The organism is Streptomyces endocoffeicus (assembly GCF_016741935.1).
In the GTDB taxonomy this organism is placed as follows: Bacteria; Actinomycetota; Actinomycetes; order Streptomycetales; family Streptomycetaceae; genus Streptomyces; species Streptomyces endocoffeicus.
On the sequence record NZ_JAERRG010000011.1, the window covers coordinates 82,162 to 98,453 of the forward strand.

Here is a 16,292-nt window from a genome sequence, read left to right on the forward strand (position 1 = left end):
GATCGTTCCTTTATGGAGGAGGTACGCCGTGTCCCCCGCCGGCCGCCCCCGCGCCTTCGTCGTCGAGGGCGTCCTGGAAGCCGCGATGCGGCTGTTCTGGGAGCAGGGCTATGAAGCGACATCGATGGCCCAGCTCCGGGAGGCCACCGGCCTGTCCTCGGCAAGCCTGTACGGTGCGTTCGACTCGAAACAGGGGCTGTTCGAGCGGGCGGTGGAGCACTACCTCGCCGGGCCGGGCAGCGTCACCGACATCATCGGCGACGAAACTCTGAGCCCGCGCGAGGCCATCGCCCGGATGCTGCACGGATCCATCGACATGCAGACCGACACCTCCCACCCGCGCGGCTGCCTCGTGGCCCTGTCGGGCACCGTCCGGGCCCCCGGGGGCGACGAAGCCGCGGTGCGCCGGACGGTGGCGGCGCGCCGTGCGCTGGACCGGGCACGGATCAGGGAGTGCGTCGTCCGTGGCGTCGCGACGGGAGAACTCGCCGAGGAAACTGACGTGGACGGCTTCACGTCCATGATCCACGGCTTCCTGCTCGGCGTCTCCACGCAGGTGTGCGATGGCGTGCCCGCCCGGGATCTGCATGCCGCGGCGGATGCCGTGCTTGCCGCCTGGCGCGCAGCGTCCGCGCGGACGGTCGGCACGTAGGCGAGCCGGTCCCGGGGGTGGCGTCGTCCTCCCCGGGCCCCCGGGACCGACTCCGTCCGATCGGCCGCGAACGCTTATGGCGGCAGCGGCACCGTGGGGGTGTCGGGCGGGGCGTGGCGCCTGCGGCGGGCTGTTCCCCTCCCCGCCCCTTCCCGTAACTGGGGCTCCGCCCCAGACCCCGCTCCTCAATCGCCGGAGGGGCTGGAGGGTGGCGGAGGGGCTGGAGAGGGTGGGGTTTCTCCTCGGACCCCGCTCCTCAAGCTCCCCCAGCTACCGCTCGGAGGTGCCCCCTGAGGGGCTGGAAGGTGGGGCTCCGCCCCCAGACCCCGGGGTCCAGGGGCGGAGCCCCCGATATGCGGCGGAGCCGCATATCGGTGTCGCGCCCACGGGCTCAGCCGCGGCCCCGTCGCACGGTCTTGCGGCGGTTGGCGACGGCGAACAGCACGGCCGCGCCGGTGGCCAGGACGGCGGCGCCGCCGATGGCCATGGGGCCGGTGGACCCGTCGCCCCCGGTCTCGGCGAGGCGCTGCCCGTCGGCGGCGCTCCCGTCCTGCGAATCCTGCGGGCCCTCCGGCCCGGTGCTCGCGGCCATGACCTCGGCGCTCTTGGCCTCGGGGTGGTTCGCTTCCGTGCCCTTCTCGTCCGCCGCCTCCGACGCCTTCGGCTGGTGGTTGGCCTCGGCGCCGCTGTCGCCGCCGTGGCCGTGGTGATCGACCGTGGACTTCTCGGCGCCCTTCGCTATCTGGGCGTCGTCGGGCGCGGCGGCGGTGGGTGCGGAATCCGCCTTTGTCCCGGCTCCCCCGGCCGCGGCGGCCCCTCCGCCGAAGGTCACGTCCGAGCAGGTGTAGAACGCCTCCGGGCTGTCCGAGCGCTGCCAGACGCTGTAGATCAGATGGCGGCCGGACTTGCCCGGCACCTTCCCCGAGAAGACGTAACTCCCGTCCCGCAGGGTGGGGTCGGTGACCTTGGCGAACGGCTCCGCCTCCAGGTCAGCCCAGGTCAGCGGCTTCGTCGGGTCGTAGCCGTCCTTGGTGATGTACAGCTCGAAGCTGCCCCGGTGGGGTGCGGTGGCCCGGTAGGCGAAGGTGTGCTCACCGGCCGTCATGGCGGTGGCGGGCCAGTCGGCGCGCGGCAGGTCCAGCCCCTTGTACTTGTCGCGGCCCGCGCTGCACAGCTTTCCGTCCGGGATGATCTCCTTGTGGCGCCCGGCGGCGTCCGGGATGTTGACCTCGTTCCAGTCGTAGAGCGCCTGGGTGCCGCCCGCCTGGACGGCCGCCTTGCAGGCCGCCGAGTCCGGGCTCTCCGGCCCCTCCGCGAAACACGCCGACACCCGGCTGACCGGGTCCGTCATCGAACCGTGCGCGGAGGCCGGGTCCGCGCTCAGCGCGGTGAGGGCGAGCGGCACCATGCCGAGCACGGCGATGCGGGCGGTTCTGCGGCGAACGGTCGCACGAGCGGTCATCGTCGGGGACTCCTTCGGTGGGGGGTGACGCGCGGTGGGGGTGACGCGCGGTGGGAGGTGACGCGCAGCACGCTAGCCCCGCCCACGGGCCTGCCCGCCGGTCTTATGGCGCCGTTAAGGAGCAGCTCAGGCGCAGCTGAGACTGGGCGGGGCACGGGGGTACCCGAGGTGATCCACCTGATCCACCTGAGGTGATCGCCGATGGTTGCGAGGGGCCGGTGGCGTGGCAGGGTGACACATATGACCGGTACGAACTCGCCCCGCGCCACGGGTGCCTCCCGCGACTCCCGCGACTCCCGCCCGTCGGCCCGTGAGCTGATCGAGGCCATCGTCGACCCCGGCAGTTGGCACGGCTGGGACGAACCGGTGGAGATCACGACGGACGACCCCGAGTACCGGGCCGACCTGGAGCGGGCACGGGAGCGCGCCGGGCTGGACGAGTCGGTCATCACCGGTGAGGGCCGCATCGAGGGGCGCAGGGTGGCGCTGGTCGCCTGCGAGTTCCGTTTCCTGGCCGGTTCGATAGGGGTGGCCGCGGGGGAGCGGCTGGTACGGGCCGTGGAACGGGCCACGGCGGAGCGGCTGCCCCTGCTGGCGGCGCCGGCGTCGGGCGGCACCCGGATGCAGGAGGGCACGGTCGCGTTCCTGCAGATGGTGAAGGTGGCCGCGGCGATCACGGACCACAAGGCCGCGGGCCTGCCGTACCTCGTCCACCTCCGCCACCCCACCACCGGCGGCGTCCTCGCCTCCTGGGGCTCCCTGGGCCATGTCACCGCCGCCGAGCCGGGCGCCCTCATCGGCTTCATGGGCCCACGGGTGCACGAGGCCCTGTACGGGGAGGAGTTCCCGCCCGGCGTCCAGAACGCCGAGAACCTGATGAACCACGGCCTGATCGACGCGGTCCTCCCGCTGAGCCGCCTGTCGGGCGTGGCGGCCCGAGTGCTGAGGGTGCTTTGCGCGGGTGCCCCCGCACCCGCCGCCGCCCCGGCCTCCGCGCCCGCGACGGAGCCGGGGGAGCCCGGGCGGCGCGAGAATGCCGGGCCCGGGCCCGGCCCGGTGGCCGCCCCTGGCCGGACAGGGAGCGGCGCCTCCACCGAGCCCGCCCCCGGCCCTGGCGTGCCCGGCGGGGCGCCGGAGGCGCCGGGCGGCTCCATGACATCCGCACCTGGGGCACCCGGCGACACGGAGGTGGAGGCAGCCGCGCCGTCCGCGGAAGTGTCGATACGGGCTTCCCGGCGGGTCGAGCGGCCCGGGGCGCGGGATTTGCTGCGGGTGGCCGCCGAGGATGTGAGTCCGCTCAGTGGGACGGGGGCCGGGGAGCACGATCCCGGGTTGTTGCTCGCGCTCGCCCGGGTCGGGGGGACGCCCTGCGTCGTTCTCGGGCACAACCGGCGCAGTGCCCGTAAGGGCGACACCGCCGAGGGGCCGGGGGAGGGGCAGGCGCTGGGGCCGGCCGGGTTGCGGACCGCTCGGCGCGGGATGCGGATCGCCGCCGAGCTCGGGCTGCCGCTGCTCACCGTCATCGACACCGCGGGCGCCGCGCTCAGCCGCGAGGCGGAGGAGGGCGGGCTCGCGGCGGAGATAGCGCGGTGTCTCGCCGACATGGTGACCCTGCCCGCGCCCACCCTCTGTCTGCTGCTCGGCCAGGGCGCCGGTGGCGCCGCGCTCGCGCTGCTGCCCGCCGACCGGGTCGTGGCGGCGCGCCACGCCTGGCTGTCGCCGCTGCCGCCGGAGGGCGCGTCCGCGATCCTCCACCGCACCACGGAGCGGGCCTACGAGGTCGCCGCCCGTCAGGGCGTACGTTCCGCCGACCTGCTCGCGCAGGGCATCGTCGATCGCATCGTGGAGGAGGACGCGGAGGACGCGGAGGGCTCCGGGGCGCCCGACGCCTTCCTCAGCCGCCTCGGCCGGCTCCTCGGCGCCGAACTCGCCACCCTCCGCGCCCAGGACCCGGACGAGCGGCTCGCCGCGCGCCGCGTCCGCCATCGCCGTATCGGGCTATCCCGTTGACCCCGTTGACCCCGTTGACCCCGAGCGTTGACGATCTTGACGGCTAATCAGGGCCAAACGGGCGGACCGGAACGCCGAATTAGCGGTCTTAGGCATGCCTAACCTAATCTCGGGCCGTGAACGAGAATGATCTCGATGCGGCGTCACGGCCGTTCTCCTCCCCTGCCCTCCGTGGCTCCTCGGCGGCCCCGGCCGCCCCCGCCCCGCGGCCGCCTCGGCTCCACCTCCTCGCCCTCAACCCCACCGACTCCGTCACCGAGGGCTTCCTCCCCGCGGCGGCCCGGCTCGGCCTGGCGGTCACCCTCCTCACCGACCAGCCCGAGGCCCATGAGCGCGCCTACGGCCGACGGGAAGAAGACGGCGCCGCCCCGCACCCCTTCCCCGCCCTCGACATCGTCCCCTGTGACGTACGGGACTTCGCCGAGGTCATCAGCCGCATCGCCGCCGACGGGACCCACCCCCGCGCCGTCTTCACCAACAGCGACCACCTCCAGGCCCAGGCCGCCCTCGCCGCCCAGTACTTCGGCCTCCCGGGCAAGGACTGGCGCGCCGCGCTGCGCACCAAGAACAAGGCCGAGCTGCGCCGCGCCCTCGCCGCCGCGGGCCCGGACGTCGCCGACCCCGTCTGGTCCGCCGAACTCGCCACCGGGCAGGACCCCGCCACCCTCGCCGGACTCGACGCGCCCTACCCCTGTGTGCTCAAACCGCGCGAGGGCGTGGCCAGCGAGGACGTCGTCCTCGTCGCCGACGCTGACGAACTCGTCCGGCGCTGCGCCGAGATACGGGAACGGCGGCCGGGCGCGGCCCTCGTCGTGGAGGAGTTCCTCGACGGCGAGCTGCGCACCCTCGAAACCCTCGGCGACGGCCGCACCCTCCACGTCCTCGGCGCCTTCCGCACCGAGCTCTCGCCGCCCCCGCACTTCATCGAGGAACGGCTGCACCTGCTGCCCGCCCCGCCGCCGCGGCCGCACACCGATCAGGTGCTGGCGCAACTGCGCGCGCTGGGCGTGGGCTTCGGCGTATGCCACACCGAGTACGTCGTCCAGGGGGACCGGGCCCGCCTCATCGAGGTCAACTACCGTGCCATAGGCGACCAGTGCGACCTCGTCCTCGCCGAACTCCTCGGCATCCCCCTCTTCGAGTACATCCTCCGTACGCACCTGGGCGAGCCGCTGCCGGACGACCTCGGCGCCCGCACCGACGGCAGGGTTCGCATGGAGTACGTCATGGCCGACCGCGCCGGGCGGCTCGCCTCCGCCCCTCCGGCGAGTGTGACCGAGCGCGACGGCGTACGGCTGGACTACCGGCCGCTGCGCGGGATCGGTGAGGAGCACCCGCTCCACCGCACCAACCGCGACTTCCTCGGCGTACTCCGGGCCACCGGCACCGACCAGGGGCGGATCGACGCGGCGGTGGCGCGGTTCCTCGCGGCCCACCGATGGGAGATCGTGTGACAGCGGAAACAGAGGAAGAGGAGCTTCTCGGACGGGTACTCGACACGCTCCTCCGAGAGGACGCCTACAAGCTGCGCAGCCACGCCGTCCCGGTGCGGCGCGCCGACGGCGACTGGCTGCGCATCGCGCTCGAGGGGTTCGAGGGGTTCGAGGAGGGCGAAAGCGTGCTGCTGCCGGTGGAACCCGAGGGCTTCCAATGCGACATCCGCACCCGCCGCCCGGCCCGCCTGCTCCGCGTGCCCGGTCGTCGTTCCGCACCCACCGTTCTGACCGGGCTCGATGCCGTCCTCGGGCGGCTGCGGGGGGCCGTGCCGGACGAGGACCGGGCGCTCTACGACGTCTTCGTGGGCGAATGCCGGCAGGCACTCGACGCCATGCGGCTGCATACCCGCCTTCGGCCTCGCGTCGTCGCCGGGTTGGCCGCGCGGTACGGGGAGCGGTGGGGCGGGATGGCCGGGGCCCTCGCGTATGACACGCTCGCCGCCTTCCGCGACCATCCGGTCTATCCCACCAGCCGGGGGCGGTCCTCCTTCAGCGAGGAGCAATTACGCGCCCACGCACCCGAGTTCCACCCCACCTTTCCGCTGCGCTGGCTCGTTCTCCCGCGCGAGGCGGTGTACGGGGATCCGGCGCGGCTGCCCGACTGGTGGCCCACGCCCGGGGACCTCGGGCCGGGGCCGAGCGATGGGCGGTTCCTGCTCCCCGTGCATCCGCTCACCCTCGGACCCCCGCTGGAGAACGCCCTCCGCGCGGCCGGACTCCAAGACGCCGCCCGGCTCGCCGAACGCCCTCTGCTGACCGTACGGCCCACCCTCTCCATGCGGACCGTGGCCGTCGCCGACGACCTCGCCGACGACCGCCTCGTCCACCTCAAACTGCCCCTCACCACCTCCACCCTGGGGCAGCGCAACCGGCGGTCCGTCAAACCCGGCACCCTGATCGACGGCGAGGTGGCGCAGCGGCTCGTGGAGGCCGTGATCGAGCGCGAGCCGAGGTTCGGCGCCACCGTGCTGCTCGCCGACGAGACCACCCACCTTCACGCCGGACACGAGCTGCTCGCCACGCTCGTCCGCCGCTACCCACCCGGCCTGGAGAACGCCACCATCGTGCCGCTGGCCGGGCTGCTCGCGCCCGCCCCGGACGGCACGCTCGTCATCGACGGGCTCGCCGAACGCCACTACGGCGGGGACGTCCTCGCCCTGCTGGACGACTACCTCACGCTGCTGTTCGACTTCCACACCACCCTCTTCGCGTACGGCATCGCGCTGGAGTCCCATCAGCAGAACCTGTCGCTGGTCTTCGAGGACGGCAGCGGGAACGGCGGTGCGGTGCCCCGGCTCCGGCTGCTCATCAAGGACCACGACGGCCCCCGCGTCCACGCGATACGCCTCGCCGCCATGATCGGCGGAGGACCGGCCGCCGATCTGTGCGGATTCGACGACCGCAGGATCCTGACGTCCGGCGACGGGCCGGTGGCCGATGTGTTCACCACCATCACCGTCCACCTCTGCGCCGCCGCCCCCCTCTTCGAGCTCGCCCGCCTCGGCCGGGCCCCGCTCGACGCCCTGCTGCGGCGGCTGCGCGACCGGCTCACCGACGCCGTCGACCGGCTCGCCGTCACCCGGCCCGGCGGCGCCGCCGGGCTGCTGCGCAGACGGGTGCTGGACGCGGACCGGCTGCCGGTCAAGGCGATGGTCACCGCCGGCACCTTGTTCACCAAGGAGCGCTCGGGCGCCTCGGACATCAACAAGCACTACGTCACCGGGCCCAACTATCTGCTGCGGGGAAGCGGCGGATGACCGCCGCGCCCGATCGGCCCGCCGCCCCGGAACCCCGAACCCCTCGCCCCCTCGCACTTCCCTCCGTACCTCTCTCCTCCGCACCCGTTGGAGCCGCCCCATGCCCATGACCTCCTCGCCCGCCGCGACCGTGGCCTCCGCCGACCACGCCACCGCCCACACCCTCCTCAACTGTCTGCTCCGTGAGGTGTCGGGACCGGAGCACCAGACCGTCGTGGCCGATGGATGGCTGCGGCTGAGGCTGCCGCGCTGCGGGGTGCTGCTGCGCGTCGGGCTGCGGCGCACCTCCCTCATCGGGGCGCACCGCTTCACCGGGCCGGTCAGCGAGGAGCGCGACGGCACATGGGCCGAGGTGTCCTGGCGCGGGCTGGCCGAGCGGATCCACCGGGAGCTGCAGTTGCGCACGGGGGTGCGCAATGACGAGTTCCTGGGCCAGGTCGCCTCCAGCCACGCGGGGATGACGGCCGCCTTGGCGGCCCTGGAGGACCGGAGCACCGTGAGTGACCGCGCCGACAGCACCGACCGCATCGACCGCCCCCAGGATCTCTACCTCGCCTCCGAGCAGTCCCTCCGCTTCGGCCACCGCTTCCACCCCACCCCCAAGGCCCGTACCGGCAGCGCCGACGCCTGGTCGCGGTTCGCCCCCGAGGCCGGGGCGCGCTTCCCGCTGCACCACCTCGCCGTACGCCAGGAGTATGTGCGCGAGGAGTCCGCGCGGCCCGGGGCGCTCGCCGCGCTGGACCGGCAGGGTGCCGTCCCCGAGGGCTACCGGCTGCTGCCCGCGCACCCCTGGCAGTACGCGATGCTGCGCGACCACCGGCTACTGCGCGCGGCCATCGCCCGGGGCGAGGTGCTGGACCTCGGGCCGGGCGGTGCGGAGTTCGCGCCGACCGCGTCGGTCCGTACGCTCTACGACGGCCGGGACTTCCTCAAGTTCAGCCTGAACGTGCGGATCACCAACTGTCTGCGCAAGAACGCCGAGTACGAGCTGTCCGGCGCGGTCGCCCTGACCCGGCTGCTGGAGCCGGTCGCCGCCGATCTCGCCGCCCGCTTCCCCGGCTGTGAGCTGCTGCGCGAGCCCGCGTACCGGACGCTGGACCTCGGCGGCAAGGACATCAACGGTGGCGACCGTCAGCTGATCGAGGGCTTCGGGGTGATCGTCCGCGAAGGGCTGGCCGCCCGCCTGCGGCCCGGCCTGACCGCGCTGCTCGCGGCGGCCGTCGCCGATGAGTACCCGACGAGCGGCGCCCAGATCTCCCGGCTTCTCCCCGACGCCGGCCCCGACCGGCTCTCCGCCTGGTGGCAGGCGTATCTGGAACTGCTCGTACCGCCCGTACTGGCCGCCTACTTCGACCACGGCGTGGTCCTCGAACCCCACCTCCAGAACGTCGTCATCGGCGTCGATCCCGCCGACGGCACCCCGCACCAGGTGCTCTTCCGCGATCTGGAGGGCACCAAGCTGGTGCCCGAGCACCACACCGCCGCGCTCGCCGCGCTGCCCGAGGCGGTGGCCCGCCCGCTGACGTACGAGCGGGAGCGCGGCTGGGACCGGGTGGTGTACTGCCTGCTGGTCAACCACATCGCCGAGATGGTGGCCGCCCTCGCCGACCGCAGTCCGGGTCTGGAGCCCGCGCTGTGGTCGGCGGTCCGCCGGGTGCTGTGCGAGCGCTCGGCGGCCCATGACCACCCGCCCGCGCTGCGCGCCCTGGTGGCGGGCGTGCCGCTGCCCGCCAAGGCCAACCTCCTCACCCGCTGGGGCCGTCGGGCCGACCGCCACGCGGGCTATGTCCGTATCGCCAGTCCGCTCGCCTCCGCCCTGCTGTCCGAGGCGGCCCATGTCATGCACCCCGGGAGCAGCCGTTGATCACCTCCGCCGTCCGCACCCTCGCCACGGAGCTCTCCGGCGACGACCTTCCCGCCTACGTCTACGACCTGGCCGCGCTCCGCGCGCACGCGCGGGCCGTACGGGACGCGCTGCCGCCGGGCCTGGAGCTGTACTACGCCGCGAAGGCCAACCCGGCGCCCGCCATCCTCCAGGCCCTCGCGCCCCACGTCACCGGCTACGAGGTCGCCTCCGGCGGTGAGGTGGAGCATGTCCGCGCGGCCGTGCCCGGGGCGCCGCTGGCCTTCGGCGGGCCGGGCAAGACCGAGGGGGAGCTGCGGCGGGCGCTGACGCTGGGCGTGGAGCGGTTCCATGTGGAGAGCGAGCAGGAGCTGCGGCTGCTGGCCGGGGCGGCGCAGGACGCGGGGATCGACACCGTGGACGTCCTCCTGCGCGTCAATCTCCCGCTGACCGGTGAGCGGGCGGACGATGAAGGGCTGCTCGGCGCGGCGCTGGGCGGTGCGGGGTCGCTCGGGGCGGCGCCGGGCAGTGCGGGGTCGCTCGGCGCCGCGCTGGGCGGCGCGGCGCTCGCCATGGGCGGCCGCCCCAGCCCCTTCGGGCTCGACCCCGAGGCCGTGGAGCGCTGCCTTCCCCTGCTCTCCCCGGGCGGCCTGCTCTCCCCGGGCGGCGCGGGCGGCCCCCTCCGGCTGCGCGGCATCCATGCCCACCTCGCCAGCGGCCTCGACGCCCCCGCCCAGGTGGCCGTGGCCGCCGCGATCGCCGACTGGGCGCGGAAGCTGTCCGAACGCCACGGTCTGGGGATCACCGAGGTGAACGTCGGCGGCGGGATGGGCGTGGACTACGCCCACCCCGACCGCCACTTCGACTGGGCCGCCTACGGCCGGGGCATGGCGGACCTCGCCCTGCGCCACCCCGGTCTCACCCTGCGGATCGAGCCCGGCCGGGCGCTGACCGTCTACTGCGGCTGGTACGTCACCGAGGTGCTGGACATCAAGCACAGCGGCGGCGAGGCGTTCGCGGTGCTGCGCGGCGGCACCCACCACATCCGCACCCCCGCCACCAAACAGCACGACCAGCCGTTCCAGGTGCTGCCCACGGACACCGTGTGGACCCGGCCCTGGGCGCGCCCGGCCGTACGGGACGAGCCGGTCACGCTGGTCGGCCAGCTGTGCACCCCGAAGGACGTCCTGGCCGGCCGGATCCCGGTCGCGGAGCTACGGGTGGGGGACCGGGTGGCCTTCGCGATGGCGGGTGCGTACGCGTGGAACATCTCGCACCACGAGTTCCTGATGCACCCCCGGCCGGGCTTCCACTACCTGGAGGAGTGAGGACGGAAGTCGGTCACTCGGCGGGCCGGGGCTCGCCCCGGTACGTGCCGAAGGACCACTTGTTGCCCTCCGGGTCGGCGATGGCGAATTCACGGCTGCCGTACGGCTGGTCCTCGATCGGCCGGAGCACCCGCACACCGGCCGCCGTGAGGCGCTCGTACAGCGCGTCGACGTGGCCGGTGACGACGTACGCCCCGAAGGTGCCCGGCTCCAGGCACCAGGTCTTGGTCTCCGGGTCGTACGAGCCGAGCATGATGCCGCCGCCCTCGGGCCAGTCGAGCTGGGCGTGGGCGACGCGGTCCCCGTCCTGGTGGACGGCCGTGCGCAGGAAGCCGACCGTGCCGACCAGGAAGTCGATCAGGGCGACGGCGTCATGGGCCTGGAGCGTGGGCCAGACGGCGGGTTCACGGGATTGCCGCTGCTGGTTCTGCCGGTTCTGTTGGTTCTGCTGCGTCTGCTGCTGGTCCGGTGCGGTGTTCATGGGCTCTACTCTTCGCCGTAGAGATGGCCCCCGGCTTGGATATTCCGGCACTCTTCGGCCAGCCAGGCGGTGGGGCTCACCCCGGTGTACTGACGGAAGTCGCGCACGAGGTGGGAGTGGTCGAAGTAGCCGCAGTCGGCGGCGACCCGGGCCAGGTCCGGCGCCCGGCCCGCCGCCACGGCCCGGACCACCGTGTTCCTGGCGTGCTGGAACCGCATCAGCCGGGCCGCCTGCTTGGGGCTCAGCCCCGTCTCGGCCTGGAACAGGCTGGTCAGCCGGCGCGGGCTGAGCGACACATGCGCGGCCAGGTCCGTCAGCGTCCCGGCCCCCCGATGCCGGGCCAGCCAGCCCCACGCCTCGGCGACCTCGCTCCGCACCGGCGTTCCGTCCTCGCCCTCGGCCGCGCGCCTACGCAGATACGCGCCCAGCGTGGCGAACCGGTCCTCCCACGCTCGCTGCTCACACAGCCGCTCGCGAATGTCGGCGGCCCGCTTGCCCAGCACATCCGCCCCGGAGGTGACCAGCTCGGAGGCGAGTGCGCCCGCCGGAAGCCCCAGCAGCGTGCGCGCCGCCAGCGGATGCACCGCGAGCTGCACCCCGGCCTCGCTCCCGGGCTGGACGATATACGCCGGTCGCTGATGCAGACCGCCCACGACGATCTCGGTCCGCGAGGCGCCGGGCCCCCGCGCCTGCTCGGGCGTGACCCCGCCGACGACGGGCCCATCGAGGGAGAAGATCAGCGTCAGGTAGGGGGACGGCAGCCCCCGGTGCAACGTCGGCGGTATCCCCTGGGAGCGATACCCCACGGCGGACACCACCATCCCCCCGAGCCCGCACCCGAGCCCGACCCCGGCCCGCACGAACTCCTGGCTGCTCATGCGCCCAGTATCACCCTGCGGGCGAGCTCGCCCGCCGGTCATGCTCCGCGTCGATCTCGCGCAGCTCTGCTTGAGCGGTGGCGCGCTCCTCCTCGGTGACCGGCCCGTGCTCCCCTTCGAGCCAATCCACCAACTCCAGCAGCCCGTCCCGCGTTCGTCTTGTCACCATGTGTGCACCTTAGTCTCACAGGTGGTGGCCCCTGAGAACGACTACGCTGAGAGCGCACCGCACCCGAAGGAGGCTCCCGGTCATGACCGCGACCCACGATCGTCCGCAGATGCTGCCGGAGGAGTTCGAGGAGTACGCGCGGCTGGCGGCCCGCGTGGCGGAGGGAGTGCGGTGGGAGTTCATCAACGGAAAGATCGGGGTCACGCCGGTGCCGGACGGCGATCACGGGCGGATCATCCAGTGGCTGGCGCGGATCTGCATTCAGGCCCATCCCGACCTGTGGCTGCACGACCAGGGCCTCAAGGTCGAGACCTACCGCAACGGCCATGCCCGCCCCGACGGGACCCTCGCCCACAGTGACGCGTTCGTCGGCCAGGGGGAGTGGGCCGACGCCGATCCCGTCCTGATGGTCGTGGAGGTCACCTCGTACGACTCGGACACCGATCGCAGGGACCGGGTGGAGAAGCCACGCGCCTACGCCGAGACGGGCATCCCGGTGTATCTGCTGGTCGACCGGGAGGCCGGTGAGGTCACCGTGTTCAGCGAGCCCGACGGGGTCCGGTACGAGAGCACGAAGACCGTGCCGTTCGGCAAGCCGCTCACGCTGCCCGCGCCGGTCGGCGTCACGCTGGACACCGAGTCGCTCCAGGGCTGGGTGCGCTGAGGTCCCTGGCTCCGGGGGGTTGCGGTGGCCTGGAATGATTCCGTGGCATGTACACCGTTACCCTCTGGGAGTTCGCCGCGCTCGCGGCGGCATCCATACTCGTCGGCTTCTCGAAGACCGCCGTCAGCGGCGCCAATACCGTCAGCCTCGCGATCTTCGCGGCCGTGCTTCCGGCCCGGGAGTCGACCGGTGTGCTGCTGCCCCTGCTGATCGTCGGCGATGTGCTCGCCGTGGGCACCTACCGGCGGCACGCCCACTGGGGGACCCTGCTGCGGCTGTTCCCGGCCGTCGCGGTCGGGGTCGTGGTGGGGACGGTGTTCATGCTGTGGGCCGGGGACGCGGAGGTGCGGACGTCCATCGGGGCGATCCTGCTGCTGATGGCGGGCGTCACGCTATGGCGACGCCGTGCGGCCGCCCGGGCGGCGGCCCCGGAGGTCCCGGCCGCCGATGCCGCCGATGCCGCCGACGGGGCGGGCGCACGGCTCAAGGCCGGTTCGTACGGCGTGCTCGGTGGCTTCACCACGATGGTGGCCAACGCGGGCGGCCCCGTGATGTCGCTCTACCTGCTCTCCGCCGGTTTCCGGAAGCTGGGCTTCCTGGGCACCTCGGCGTGGTTCTTCCTGATCGTCAACGTCGCCAAGGTGCCCTTCAGCGTCAGCCTCGGCCTGATCGACGGCCGCTCCCTGCTCCTGGACGCGCTGCTGGCGCTCTTCGTCCTGCCCGGTGCGTACATCGGTAAGGCGTGCGTGGACCGGATCAACCAGAAGCTCTTCGAGCGGCTGGTCATCGCGGCGACGGTGCTGGGCGGACTTCAGCTGCTGCTGCGCTGAGGACCACATCGGCGAAGTTCGCCGCCAGTCGCCTCGCCGTACGCATGGACTCCGGCTCGACCCGCTCGGCCTCGGCCCGGAGCGCGCGCAGGTCCAGGCCCGCGTCGGCCAGGGCGGCTTCGTCCCAGCCGTCGAGGCGGTCTGCCCCCGCCTCCGGATGAAACTGCACGCCCCAGGCCCGCTCGCCCATCCGGAACGCCTGCACCGGACAGGCGTCGCTCGATGCGAGCCAGACGGCGGCAGGGGGAAGCACGGTGATTTGGTCACGATGGTTCTGGATGGCGCGGAACTCACGCGGTACCCCGGCGAACAGCGCGTCGGCGTCGGCTTCGGGCCTCAACCGGACAGCACAGGAGCCCCGTTCGGGCCGACCATGATCGCCGACCACTGTCCCACCCGCCGCGACGGCGAGCACCTGGGCCCCCAGGCAGATCCCCAGTAACGGGATGCCCTCGGCGATGGCACGCCTGGCGAGTTCCCGTTCGGCCGGTAGCCAGGGCGCGTACGCGTCGGCATCCGGCAGGAAGCCACCACCGAGCAGGACCACCGCGTCAAAACCCTCCGGGGACGCGGGGGCCGACGCACCGTCGGTTTCGACCACCGTCAGCCCCATCTCCTCCCACCACGGCCGGAACCGCCCCGGCCCACTGCGCTCCGCGTTGCGGACGACGAGGAGGCGTCTCACATCCCTGCCTTCTTCTTCAGGCTGGCTATGAAGGTGCTCCATGAATCGCTGGGGAATATGAGGGTGGGGCCGTCGGGGTCCTTGGAGTCGCGTACGGGAACGATGCCGGGGAGGTTGTCGGCGACCTCGACGCAGTCGCCGCCATCGCCGTTGCTGTAGCTGCTCTTGCGCCAGACCGCTGCACTTACGTCCCTGGTCGTGGGCATGGGGTGTAGTCCTCCATCGCGGCTTGGATCATTACCTCGGAATCACGAGGCGAGAGGGCCATTGCCCTGAGCAGATCGTAGTTCTCCCGGCGCATGGCGACTCCCACTTGGTCCTCGATGAGGACGCCTGACCGACTGCCTTCTTCGTAGGCCACCTGCGGTTCGCCGGGCACGGTGTAGAGCTTCAGGACACCGCCCAGCATTTCCGGGTGCTCCCCTGCCGCGAAGGGAAGCACCTGAATGGTCACGTGCGACCGTGTCCCACGCCTGAGCAGGGACGCCAACTGGCCGCAGGTGACGTCCGGTCCGCCGACGGGGCGGCGCAGCACGGCCTCGTCCAGAACGAACCAGCAGCGTGGCGGCTTGGGCTCGGCCAGCCGGGCTTGCCGATCGATACGAGCCTTGACCATGGCCTCGATCTCCGCGTTCGGCGCATGCGGATGGACGCGGCGCATCAACGCCTCGGCGTACTGCGGTGTCTGGAGGAGTCCGGGAGCACCCACGCTCACGTACTGCTCGATGACGGCGGCGCGCTTCTCGATCTCGATCATTCGCCGATACTTGCCCGGAAAGAGCTCATTCTTCGCCAGCGCATACACCCGCGCGAACATCCCGTCCGTCCCAAAGCACGCGTCCAACTTCGCCGGAAGGTCGTCGTACGGCAGGGACTCCGCCGCCTCGATCCGGGCCAGGTGCGACTTGCTGTAGTTCAGCACCTCGGACAGCCGCCGCAGCGACATGTCCGCCTTCTCGCGGTGGCGGCGGATCTCCGCGCCGAAGAGGTCGCGGGCGGAGCGGTCGGGAAACAGTTCGCGTGGCTGGAACGGCATGGTGCATCCCCTCTTGTCCCGCGATCTTGGCTGGGACGTGTCGCCTCTTTCCAGCCTACGTGCCGGAACGCAACGGTGTGTGCACTCAACGTAATTGGCCGACCGGAAAGACAGGTCAACGTGTTCACACACACCGAATCCACCGCCCCACGGATGACGATGCGCGTCTACCGCGTCTCGCCGGACGGCGCGGTCGTGACGCAGGAGCTCGGCAGGGTGGTCGTCGTGGTCAAGGACAAGCTCGAACCCCTGCGGTCCAGCCAGTTCCCGCCCTGCCGCTGTCCGCGCCACCGCCAGGGGGTGGACCTGCGATGCAGCTGCATTATGCATGCGATGCTGCTAAAATGCAGCTTATGACTGCTCTGACCATCCGCGACGTACCCGACGACGCCCTCGCCACGCTGAAGGCCCGCGCCGCGCGGGCTGGCAAGTCGCTCCAGGCGTATGCGCTGGATGTGCTTGTCGGTGAAGCCTCCAGGCCCACGCTTGCCGAGGTCACAGCCCGTGCCGAAGCCGAGGCCGGCGCGAGCCTGAGCGCATCGGACGTGCTCGCCGCGATCGACGACGCACGGGCGGGCCGTTGATCGTCATCGATTGCTCCGCGCTCGTCTTCTTCCTGACGGACGAGGGTTCCACCGGGCACGGGGTACGTGAACGTGTCGCGAAGGAAGATCGGCTCGCCGCACCCCACCTGCTCGACTACGAGATCATGTCGGCGTTGCTCGGCCTGGCGCGCGGGCGACGCGGTGACGATCCCAAGCTGAGCGATAAGCAGCTCCGCAAGGCCGTGGTGACGTATCGCGACCTGCCGATCGACCGGCATGAAACGCTGATCCTTTGGGAGCGAGTCAAGGGTTTGTCGAGCAACCTGTCCACCTATGACGCCCAGTACGTCGCGCTTGCCGAAAGCCTAGGCGTGCCGTTCATCACCAGCGATGCCAGGATCGCCAGGAGCGGGGTGGCACGCTGTGAGATCGAGGCGCCTGGGGCCTGTCCCTGAC

At 72.5% G+C, this 16,292-nt stretch carries 18 protein-coding genes; 11 read left to right on the top strand and 7 right to left on the bottom strand.

Annotated features, from left to right (window positions below; all coding sequences use genetic code 11):
- Positions 1 to 28: 28 nt before the first annotated feature.
- Positions 29 to 652, top strand: coding sequence for a TetR/AcrR family transcriptional regulator (locus JK364_RS26280; RefSeq protein ID WP_201853753.1), 624 nt, complete (start codon positions 29 to 31; stop codon positions 650 to 652).
- A gap of 391 nt (positions 653 to 1,043) precedes the next feature.
- On the opposite strand, the gene JK364_RS26285 is transcribed toward JK364_RS26280, so the two are convergent.
- Positions 1,044 to 2,114 (bottom strand): lytic polysaccharide monooxygenase, encoded by a 1,071-nt coding sequence (locus tag JK364_RS26285; RefSeq protein WP_201853754.1) that lies wholly within the window; start codon positions 2,112 to 2,114, stop codon positions 1,044 to 1,046.
- A gap of 240 nt (positions 2,115 to 2,354) precedes the next feature.
- On the opposite strand from JK364_RS26285, the gene JK364_RS26290 reads away from it, so the two are divergent.
- From JK364_RS26290 to JK364_RS26310, 5 genes are all read left to right on the top strand, one after another.
- Complete coding sequence (locus JK364_RS26290) at positions 2,355 to 4,124, top strand: carboxyl transferase domain-containing protein (RefSeq protein ID WP_201853755.1); 1,770 nt, start codon at positions 2,355 to 2,357, stop codon at positions 4,122 to 4,124.
- Between the two features lie 116 nt (positions 4,125 to 4,240).
- Positions 4,241 to 5,578, top strand: a complete 1,338-nt coding sequence (locus JK364_RS26295; RefSeq protein ID WP_201853756.1) for an ATP-grasp domain-containing protein — start codon at positions 4,241 to 4,243, stop codon at positions 5,576 to 5,578.
- Entirely contained in the window at positions 5,563 to 7,377 is a 1,815-nt protein-coding gene (locus JK364_RS26300; RefSeq protein WP_201853757.1) for an IucA/IucC family protein, read from the top strand. The genes JK364_RS26295 and JK364_RS26300 overlap by 16 nt, the downstream gene beginning before the upstream one ends.
- Positions 7,378 to 7,477: 100 nt before the next feature.
- Positions 7,478 to 9,241 (top strand): IucA/IucC family protein, encoded by a 1,764-nt coding sequence (locus JK364_RS26305; RefSeq protein ID WP_201853758.1) that lies wholly within the window; start codon positions 7,478 to 7,480, stop codon positions 9,239 to 9,241.
- Positions 9,238 to 10,548, top strand: coding sequence for a type III PLP-dependent enzyme domain-containing protein (locus tag JK364_RS26310; protein WP_201853759.1), 1,311 nt, complete (start codon positions 9,238 to 9,240; stop codon positions 10,546 to 10,548). The genes JK364_RS26305 and JK364_RS26310 overlap by 4 nt, the downstream gene beginning before the upstream one ends.
- A 13-nt stretch (positions 10,549 to 10,561) precedes the next feature.
- Here the strand turns inward: JK364_RS26310 and JK364_RS26315 are convergent, their stop codons facing one another.
- Genes JK364_RS26315 through JK364_RS26325 form a run of 3 tightly spaced genes read right to left on the bottom strand, consistent with a single transcriptional unit; the run spans position 10,562 to position 12,076 of the window.
- Positions 10,562 to 11,029 (bottom strand): VOC family protein, encoded by a 468-nt coding sequence (locus JK364_RS26315; RefSeq protein WP_201853760.1) that lies wholly within the window; start codon positions 11,027 to 11,029, stop codon positions 10,562 to 10,564.
- 5 nt (positions 11,030 to 11,034) lie between these two features.
- Positions 11,035 to 11,907 (bottom strand): helix-turn-helix transcriptional regulator, encoded by an 873-nt coding sequence (locus JK364_RS26320; RefSeq protein ID WP_201853761.1) that lies wholly within the window; start codon positions 11,905 to 11,907, stop codon positions 11,035 to 11,037.
- Positions 11,908 to 11,917: 10 nt separating this feature from the next.
- Positions 11,918 to 12,076 carry a hypothetical protein gene (locus JK364_RS26325; RefSeq protein WP_201853762.1) on the bottom strand — a complete coding sequence of 53 codons (159 nt, stop codon included), beginning with the start codon at positions 12,074 to 12,076 and terminating at the stop codon, positions 11,918 to 11,920.
- A gap of 82 nt (positions 12,077 to 12,158) precedes the next feature.
- On the opposite strand from JK364_RS26325, the gene JK364_RS26330 reads away from it, so the two are divergent.
- Positions 12,159 to 12,740 (top strand): Uma2 family endonuclease, encoded by a 582-nt coding sequence (locus tag JK364_RS26330; protein ID WP_201853763.1) that lies wholly within the window; start codon positions 12,159 to 12,161, stop codon positions 12,738 to 12,740.
- A gap of 47 nt (positions 12,741 to 12,787) precedes the next feature.
- A complete protein-coding gene (locus tag JK364_RS26335; RefSeq protein WP_201853764.1) occupies positions 12,788 to 13,570 on the top strand; it encodes a sulfite exporter TauE/SafE family protein in 783 nt (260 codons plus the stop codon).
- Here the strand turns inward: JK364_RS26335 and JK364_RS26340 are convergent.
- From JK364_RS26340 to JK364_RS26350, 3 genes are read right to left on the bottom strand one after another with little or no spacing between them, the layout of a single operon-like run.
- Positions 13,524 to 14,255, bottom strand: a complete 732-nt coding sequence (locus JK364_RS26340; RefSeq protein ID WP_307841386.1) for a type 1 glutamine amidotransferase — start codon at positions 14,253 to 14,255, stop codon at positions 13,524 to 13,526. The two genes, JK364_RS26335 and JK364_RS26340, sit on opposite strands and share 47 nt — an antisense overlap.
- Entirely contained in the window at positions 14,252 to 14,461 is a 210-nt protein-coding gene (locus tag JK364_RS26345) for a DUF397 domain-containing protein (RefSeq protein WP_201853766.1), read from the bottom strand. Before JK364_RS26345 ends, JK364_RS26340 begins: the two co-directional genes overlap by 4 nt.
- Positions 14,440 to 15,291: a helix-turn-helix domain-containing protein gene (locus tag JK364_RS26350; protein WP_201853767.1), complete on the bottom strand. Its 852-nt coding sequence runs from the start codon at positions 15,289 to 15,291 to the stop codon at positions 14,440 to 14,442. The genes JK364_RS26345 and JK364_RS26350 overlap by 22 nt, the downstream gene beginning before the upstream one ends.
- A gap of 153 nt (positions 15,292 to 15,444) precedes the next feature.
- Between JK364_RS26350 and JK364_RS26355 the strand changes: the two genes are divergently transcribed.
- The 3 genes from JK364_RS26355 to JK364_RS26365 are packed head-to-tail and all read left to right on the top strand — an operon-like array spanning position 15,445 to position 16,291.
- Positions 15,445 to 15,648, top strand: a complete 204-nt coding sequence (locus tag JK364_RS26355) for a hypothetical protein (RefSeq protein ID WP_201853768.1) — start codon at positions 15,445 to 15,447, stop codon at positions 15,646 to 15,648.
- On the top strand, positions 15,645 to 15,875 hold the full coding sequence (locus JK364_RS26360; RefSeq protein WP_201853769.1) for a FitA-like ribbon-helix-helix domain-containing protein: 231 nt from the start codon (positions 15,645 to 15,647) through the stop codon (positions 15,873 to 15,875). The genes JK364_RS26355 and JK364_RS26360 overlap by 4 nt, the downstream gene beginning before the upstream one ends.
- Complete coding sequence (locus JK364_RS26365; protein WP_201853770.1) at positions 15,872 to 16,291, top strand: type II toxin-antitoxin system VapC family toxin; 420 nt, start codon at positions 15,872 to 15,874, stop codon at positions 16,289 to 16,291. Before JK364_RS26360 ends, JK364_RS26365 begins: the two co-directional genes overlap by 4 nt.
- Position 16,292: the final 1 nt, after the last annotated feature.

Coding starts and splice junctions, on each gene's coding strand:
- JK364_RS26285 (WP_201853754.1), bottom strand. CDS start 2,114: ATGACCGCTCGTGCGACCGTTCGCCGCAGAACCGCCCGCATCGCCGTG.
- JK364_RS26290 (WP_201853755.1), top strand. CDS start 2,355: ATGACCGGTACGAACTCGCCCCGCGCCACGGGTGCCTCCCGCGACTCC.
- JK364_RS26300 (WP_201853757.1), top strand. CDS start 5,563: ATGGGAGATCGTGTGACAGCGGAAACAGAGGAAGAGGAGCTTCTCGGA.
- JK364_RS26305 (WP_201853758.1), top strand. CDS start 7,478: ATGCCCATGACCTCCTCGCCCGCCGCGACCGTGGCCTCCGCCGACCAC.
- JK364_RS26315 (WP_201853760.1), bottom strand. CDS start 11,029: ATGAACACCGCACCGGACCAGCAGCAGACGCAGCAGAACCAACAGAAC.
- JK364_RS26320 (WP_201853761.1), bottom strand. CDS start 11,907: ATGAGCAGCCAGGAGTTCGTGCGGGCCGGGGTCGGGCTCGGGTGCGGG.
- JK364_RS26325 (WP_201853762.1), bottom strand. CDS start 12,076: ATGGTGACAAGACGAACGCGGGACGGGCTGCTGGAGTTGGTGGATTGG.
- JK364_RS26330 (WP_201853763.1), top strand. CDS start 12,159: ATGACCGCGACCCACGATCGTCCGCAGATGCTGCCGGAGGAGTTCGAG.
- JK364_RS26335 (WP_201853764.1), top strand. CDS start 12,788: ATGTACACCGTTACCCTCTGGGAGTTCGCCGCGCTCGCGGCGGCATCC.
- JK364_RS26345 (WP_201853766.1), bottom strand. CDS start 14,461: ATGCCCACGACCAGGGACGTAAGTGCAGCGGTCTGGCGCAAGAGCAGC.
- JK364_RS26350 (WP_201853767.1), bottom strand. CDS start 15,291: ATGCCGTTCCAGCCACGCGAACTGTTTCCCGACCGCTCCGCCCGCGAC.
- JK364_RS26355 (WP_201853768.1), top strand. CDS start 15,445: ATGACGATGCGCGTCTACCGCGTCTCGCCGGACGGCGCGGTCGTGACG.
- JK364_RS26360 (WP_201853769.1), top strand. CDS start 15,645: ATGACTGCTCTGACCATCCGCGACGTACCCGACGACGCCCTCGCCACG.